General features: G+C 47.8%; 1 protein-coding gene. It reads right to left on the bottom strand.

Annotated elements, in window-relative coordinates:
- Nucleotides 1–255 (bottom strand): transposase (locus H8K52_RS20865; RefSeq protein WP_246464739.1); only part of this gene is annotated, 255 nt, incomplete at both ends.

Below are 255 nucleotides of genomic sequence, written 5' to 3'. Positions count from 1 at the left end.
ATGCCTTCCATGGTCGCCATAGGTGCTTTGCTTGAGTCAAATAAGACGATAAAGAAAGGCGCAGGGCCTTTTCTAATAAACTCGCCATTTTCTTCATATTTTGACATGCCGCAGCGAGCAACGCTTGTGCCTTGACCTTGGCTAATCCACGAAAGCGCGCGTAACGATGACCATGTAGTTGCTTCGCATCGGCGAAGCTCCGTTCGACCGTCTCTTTACGATGCTTGTAAATCTCTTTCCCACTTACACTAAGTC

It is taken from the genome of Affinundibacterium seohonense, from assembly GCF_014284305.1.
Lineage (GTDB): Bacteria > Pseudomonadota > Gammaproteobacteria > Burkholderiales > Burkholderiaceae_D > Undibacterium > Undibacterium seohonense.
The sequence above is the reverse complement of the archived record's forward strand: the minus strand, read 5'-3'. Positions and strand labels throughout refer to the sequence as shown.